This is a genomic window from Planctobacterium marinum, from assembly GCF_020687805.1.
Classification (GTDB): Bacteria; Pseudomonadota; Gammaproteobacteria; order Enterobacterales; family Alteromonadaceae; genus Planctobacterium; species Planctobacterium marinum.
On sequence record NZ_JAJEWQ010000008.1, the window covers coordinates 151,873 to 158,476 of the forward strand.

Sequence of the window (6,604 nt, forward strand, 5' to 3'; positions counted from 1 at the left end):
CAATTTCACGATATCACCACGGAGTATATCTAAATCACCGCGAAAATCATGGCTTGTGTAGCAATTCTCATGTTTTCTCATGGAACGTGAATTTTAAATTGCACATTGTTCATTATTCGCCATTTTATGGACGAAAAAGATCATTTTTCTTTCAACTGGAAACAAGCCTGTTGTGGATCCCACAAGCCTTGTTGCATCCAGTTTTGCAGGGTATCTCTGTCTTGCCGGAATTCGGCTAATCCGGCTGGCCACTGGGGTTCTTGTCCCTGGCAAAATTCCGATTGCCAGCGCAACCAGCTTTGTACCCTGTTCTTGTCAAAGCGCGGGTCAGAGATTTCGCCCAGGGCATAGAGGCCGATTGGGGCAAGCCGACCTTTAACCACAACGGAGGCAATAAAACGGGTTGCCAGCTGCATTTGTCGGGCTGTCGAAACCAATTCTTCGGTGATTAAAATGTCAGTATTGAAATGGCGGGTAAGGCTTTCAGTTCGCGCGGCTAAATTCAGCGGATCGCCCAAACAGCCAAACTTCTGAATGCCATTGGCGGGACCCAGATTGCCCATCATGACCTGACCACTGGTAATGCCAATCCCGGCACCAAGAAATCCGGATATTTTTTGCAGGGTTGCCTGTGGGATTGCATATTCGTTATTTTGTGCCAGTTTTGCAAAAAAATGTCGCTGCTTTTTAGCCATATCAATAGCGCCGGAAAGCGCCAGTTGCTGTTGCCTATTCAGGGTGGTTCCGTCGTGTACCGGCCAATAAAAACACACCATATCGCCCACATAGGACTCCAGCCAACCGGCATATTCATTTTGTGTGGCCAGTGTGGTTTGTTGAAAATAATCATTGAGCAATTGGAAAACATACGCCGGGTCTTTAAGTTCGCTGGTGACATCGGAATAACGTGCAATATCACTCATTAAAATAACGGCATCGACGTGTTTGTGAATGAATTTGGCACTGCCGCGATTGTTCAGTAACAGGCTGCGGATCTGCTTTGGAATGTACTGAGCCATCAGTTTGGCTTTCGCCGTGCCCAGAGAAATGTGAGTGGCCAACACCAAAGATGTGCCTGACAAGGCACAGAATACACCGGCCATGACCGGCCACAACTGTGCCGGAGGCGTAATAAAGCACAAGCCCCAGCCCAGCAACAGTGCAATCAGTGGCGACAGGTAGGCGAAGCCGGTCCGCAAAAATGCCGCCATCAAAATACTCAGGCCACTAATAGTTAAAAGCAGCAGTACACGCCAGACAACATTTGGCCGGCTAGGGGCATCGCCCTGCAAGACGGTTTCAATGGCATCCGCTAAAAACTGAGGGCCGGACAAAAACAATCGCGGTGATCCGAAAGCCGATAGCATCGGGGTAACCTTGATATCTGTAGCTTCGGTAGGTTCGGTCATTTGCAGGATAACAATGCGGTTTTGTAGCTGCTGTTGCCATTTTGAGTTGGCACTTGCTCTGTCGCAGCCGGCCAATTGGCTGAGGGGGATCAAAGGTAGCCCGGGCTGTGTATCAAACTGATACTTAGGATAGGAAAAGCGCACCCGCTTGCAGGGAATATCATTGCAGGTTTCCGAATAATGGTAATCGGCAAGCGAGGAGGTGTGCCGGGTGTGGATTTCAGTGACTTTGGGCACGACAGCATTATCAGCCAGATTCATCCAGCGAAAAGAAGCGTTAAAGGTACCTTCGTCGCGTTTGTGTACTGACGCGTCGGCAATCAGTCGGTCAATTTGTTGCTGGTTATTATCCGGCTCGAAAAAATCCAGCGGCAGTAAACTTTCACCGAAAAAATTTTGCAGCAGGCTGGTGGTAACAAACGCATCGTCACCGGCAAATTGAGGTTTTGCCATAAAAAAGCGTTGAAATTGAGTTGCGCTGAGAATGGCAAAGGGCTGTAAATTTGCTGATGGTTGCCAGCGAAATTGATTGGGTAATCCCGGTGCCTGGTAATCTTCTATGCACATGGCGTAACTGGTGCGGTCATCATATTCATATAGCACCGCATCGAGAAACACTGCCGTTGCCCCCATTTCCAACGCTCGTTGCGCCGCCAGCGCATACAGTGGCAACGCCTGACGGCGACTGATAAAGCCCGGAACGCCAGGGTCCAATGCGATCACAGCGACATGCTGCCAGACACTTCTTGGGGTTTGCACAATGGCAGCATCGTGAAAAAAGGAATCCAGACGCGTTTCCATACGCTGGTCAATCACCAATCCTATAATCAGGGTGAGGAGCAAATAAACACTCAACAACCAGGGTTTCTTGATGGGAACCGGATGGAGAATTGATTGCCGCAAATCTAACACCTTTAACGATAGTGACTTGTCAACGCCATGATGCCTTGGTAAAAATGTGACTTGTGACGTTCTGAACTATGATGAGTGCGTAGCAAGGAACTGCGCAATGCCATTGCTGCCTAGTTTGAAATGGTTTTTGCTCAGATACAACCGTAAACAGAACCACCTATAAAATTAGCAGATTATGAAACCATTATCTTATCAATCGAAACTGAAAACGGTGGATGTTATCCAGCGACTGGATTTCTTTCAGGGTATTTCAAAATTTGATATTGCCAGTCTAACCAAGTCAGAGCAGTTGTTTTGGTTGGCAGCGCAAGATGAAGTGATTATGCAGGCGGGAGAGCCTGATGATAAAAGCTTTTACCTAGTGTTGTCGGGTACCCTGGACGTGTACGACAAAAAACGCAATTTTATCCGGGAATTGAAAGGTGGTAGTTTTTTAGGTGAAATTGGTTTTATTTTGGGGGAAGCGCGCACAGCCACTGTGATTGTGCACGAAGACAGTATTTTGATGCGCATTACTCAGCAGGAAATGAACCGTTTTCCGCTCGGCATGAAAGACAAGATCAAAGACAAGATCATCGAGGGGTTGGCGGCCAGAGTGCTGTCGCTGAATAAAACCTGTGCCATGTTGTATGACAACATTCGCAAAGGTACCTGAGTTTTCATTTTTTCCGTTGTTTCATTTTAGGATTATCACGTGGATTTTATTTGGATCTTCTTCGCGTTCGCCTGTGGTCTGGCTTGCAGACTGGTTAATTTACCGCCGCTGATTGGGTTTCTGGCGGCAGGCTTTTTACTCAATGGCATGGGCGTAGAGCCTGCTGAGAGCCTGGATGTACTGGCAAATTTGGGTATTACCCTGATGCTCTTTACCATTGGCCTGAAACTCAATATCAAGCAGTTGTTTAAGCCCGAGGTGTGGGGCGGTACGGCCGGACCTATGGTGTTGTGGATTAGCCTGTTTTCACTGTTCAGTATGCTTTATGCCACGCTGGGTCTGAGTTATTTTGCCGATCTGGACTGGCAAACGGCCAGCCTGCTGGGGTTTGCATTGAGTTTTAGCAGTACCGTTTGCATTGTCAAAATACTGGAAGAAGGCGGCGAAATGAAAACCCGTCACGGCAAGCTGGCGATTGGTATTCTGGTAATGCAGGACATTCTGGCGGTGGTGTTTTTGGTGGTGGCGACCGGCAAAATCCCGACCATTTATGCGTTGGGCTTGTTTGCCTTGCCATTGCTCAAACCAGTGTTAGACAAGCTGATCAAAGCCGCCGGACATGGTGAGTTGTTGCCCCTTACCGGTTTTTTTCTGGCGCTGGGCGGTTACGAATTGTTTACTCTGGTCGGGGTAAAAGGCGACCTTGGCGCCCTGATTTTCGGATTGCTGCTAAGCAGTCATAGCAAGGCTTCAGAATTGTCAAAAGCCTTACTGGGCTTCAAAGATATGTTTCTTATCGGGTTCTTTTTATCTATCGGATTTACGGCGTTGCCAACCCTGGAAATGGTGACTATGGCACTGTTTATGTGCATTTTGATTCCCTGTAAGTTCCTGTTTTTCTTTTATTTGTTAACCCGGTTACGCCTGCGCGGCCGTACCTCTTTTTTAAGCAGTTTGTCATTGAGTAACTACAGCGAATTTGGCCTGATTGTGGTGGCGCTGGCTGTGGCGAATGGCTGGTTAGCAGAGGAATGGTTAGTGATTTTGGCTATTGCGGTCTCTATTAGTTTTGTCTTCAGCAGTGTCTTGTATCGCAAGGCGCATCGCATTTATACCCACAAAAAAGACTGGATCAATCGACTTGAACGAAGCCCGCGTTTGCCCGAAGACTTTTATGCTCAACCTGACCAGGCACAAATACTGGTGGTGGGTATGGGCCGCGTAGGCAAGGGCAGTTATTTAGCGTTGAGACAGAGTTTTGGTGACAAAGTATGGGGTATTGATGCGGAAAGCGAGCGCATCAGTAAACTCAAGGAAAACCATTACCAGGTGATCTGTGCTGACGCAGAAGATATCGACTTTTGGGAGTCTATTGAGTTGCACAAGATTCGTCTGGTGATGTTAGCCTTACCTTCTTCAGATGACATCCTCAATATTACCGAACAACTGAAAGTCGCAGGATTTCAGGGCAAGGTAGCCGCCATTGCGCGCTACAGTGATGACCGCAAACACCTCAAGCTATCAGGCGTGGATCACGTCTTTAATTTCTATTCTGAAGCCGGTGCTGGTTTTGCCGAAGAGAGTATGCGCATTATTGAGCCCGCTTCTTCGGCCTGATTCGGCAGCACTTAGCCTAATGTATGCTCGCTCTGCGAGAAAGGGGCCTTCGGTTTTAATGTAGGTCGCTGAATACTTCTGGATAAAACGCCCTGTGTGGAGTCACATGCTGGGTGTTGTGGGTTTGGAGGCTAGATACCAGCGGCTACCCGATTAGGCGACGTTGGCAAAGCCTTTACCGGAAGTTGCTGGAGGAAGTTCTTTGCCGTCGGCTTTATAAATTGAAATGGTTTCTTCAACAATGCTACAAAGCTCGTGAAATACTGATTCTTCATCATCTCCATGACAACCTGCAATGAAAAGGCCTGGGCTGGAGCCAACGTAACACTGATCTTCTTCAGACCACTCAACGATTTTTATGTATCGCGCGCTATCTTTCATTGTTGCGATTCCTCTATAGCTTTTTTCACAGCCTTTATTTGATAAATCTTAGCATCATCTCCGGCTTTACCGGAAATTAACGCTAAAGAAGACAGCCATCATAACTGTACTTCAGTACAGTTTCCGACCTCCCTAATTTGTGCAAAATAGAAGCTTTATTCAACAGACTCAGGAAGAGTTAACATGCCAAAAGCCAGGAAGGCACAAATCTGTCTTGAAGATACACCCTATTACCACTGTGTTTCCCGCTGTGTGCGCAGAGCATTTTTATGCGGCGAAGACAAACAAACCGGGGTCAGCTATGAACACCGCCGTCAATGGGTTGAAGACCGTATTCACTTTCTGTCTCAGATATTTGCCATTGATGTTTGTGCCTATGCAGTAATGAGCAACCACACCCACCTGGTATTGCACATTCACAAAGATTTATCTGACAGTTGGGATACTGAAGAAGTGATTCGCCGCTGGCACAGGCTTAGTAATGGTACGTTACTCAGTCACCAGTACCTGAATCCTGAACAACGAAAGCAGATACATGAGTCTCAGCTTTTCACCATTGAGGAAACCGCCGATATATGGCGGAAGCGGCTGACGGATATCAGCTGGTTTATGCGCTATTTGAATGAATACATAGCCAGAGAGGCCAACAAGGAAGATAAATGTAGCGGTAGATTCTGGGAAGGAAGATTTAAATCACAGGCGTTACTGGATGAAGCCGCACTTGCCGCCTGCATGGCCTATGTAGATTTAAACCCCATCAGAGCCGGTATGGCTAATACACCAGAGCAATCTGACCACACCAGTATTCAGTATCGCATCAATGCCGCCAAAGCAGGTAAAACACCTAAATACCTGACACCTTTTGCCGGCAATATCAAAGAGGGTATGCCCCATGGTTTGCCCTTTCATTTATTCGACTACATGGAGCTGGTCGATATCACGGGCAGAGCTATCTTACCCAATAAACGAGGCGCAATTGAAGAATCAACGCCTGTGATAATGGAACGTCTTAACCTCAAACCTGAGCAATGGCAGGAACTAGCCACTCAATTTGAAGACTGTTTTCATCATGCTGCAGGCAGTGAATCTTATCTTGAAGCCTATCGGCATCGACACAACTTAAAACGACTCAGGGATAAAAACACCGCTATCCGATTATTTGGCTGACAATCACTTCCTTAATGCCAACTAAAAGTATAATTGCCGCAAGGTAAGGCGGGCACCTACCTGTATCTTTTTGAAGTTGTAATTTCCCACCCAGAAAGCACTATTTAAGAGTCTGAATCCGCTCTCTGATGTGTATCTTCCCAGAAATTTAGAAAAAACTAATGGCGAGATCTGAGATTTGAAAAAAGAAAGCTGAATGAATTTTAAAGTGGATGTCTTTTTATCCTGGGCGTGGATCACGTCTTTAATTTCTACTCTGAAGCCGGTGCTGGTTTTGCCGAAGAGAGTATGCGCATTATTGAGCCCGCTTCTTCGGCCTGATTCGGCAGCACTTAGCCTAATGTGTTCTCGCTCTGCGAGAAAGGGGCCTTCTGTTTTAATGTAGGTCGCTGAATACTTCTGGATAAAACGCCCTCTGTGGAGTCACATGCTGGGTGGTGTGGGTTTGGAGGCTAGATAGCAG

At 47.0% G+C, this 6,604-nt stretch carries 5 protein-coding genes; 3 read left to right on the forward strand and 2 right to left on the reverse strand.

The annotated features are described in order from the left end of the window. Positions 1-140: 140 nt before the first annotated feature. Positions 141-2,312 carry an adenylate/guanylate cyclase domain-containing protein gene (locus LJ740_RS21125; protein WP_229531122.1) on the reverse strand — a complete coding sequence of 724 codons (2,172 nt, stop codon included), beginning with the start codon at positions 2,310-2,312 and terminating at the stop codon, positions 141-143. A 184-nt stretch (positions 2,313-2,496) separates the two neighbouring features. On the opposite strand from LJ740_RS21125, the gene LJ740_RS21130 reads away from it, so the two are divergent. Continuing rightward, complete coding sequence (locus tag LJ740_RS21130) at positions 2,497-2,976, forward strand: cyclic nucleotide-binding domain-containing protein (protein ID WP_229531123.1); 480 nt, start codon at positions 2,497-2,499, stop codon at positions 2,974-2,976. 39 nt (positions 2,977-3,015) lie between these two features. Further along, complete coding sequence (locus tag LJ740_RS21135; protein WP_229531124.1) at positions 3,016-4,593, forward strand: cation:proton antiporter domain-containing protein; 1,578 nt, start codon at positions 3,016-3,018, stop codon at positions 4,591-4,593. A gap of 153 nt (positions 4,594-4,746) precedes the next feature. Here the strand turns inward: LJ740_RS21135 and LJ740_RS21140 are convergent, their stop codons facing one another. Beyond that, the gene (locus LJ740_RS21140) at positions 4,747-4,974 is read right to left on the reverse strand and encodes a hypothetical protein (protein WP_229531125.1); all 228 of its coding nucleotides are present in this window, start codon (positions 4,972-4,974) and stop codon (positions 4,747-4,749) included. A gap of 183 nt (positions 4,975-5,157) precedes the next feature. Here LJ740_RS21140 and LJ740_RS21145 point away from each other — a divergent pair, with 183 nt between their 5' ends. Continuing rightward, entirely contained in the window at positions 5,158-6,141 is a 984-nt protein-coding gene (locus LJ740_RS21145) for a transposase (protein ID WP_229531126.1), read from the forward strand. The last annotated feature ends 463 nt before the right edge of the window (positions 6,142-6,604 follow it).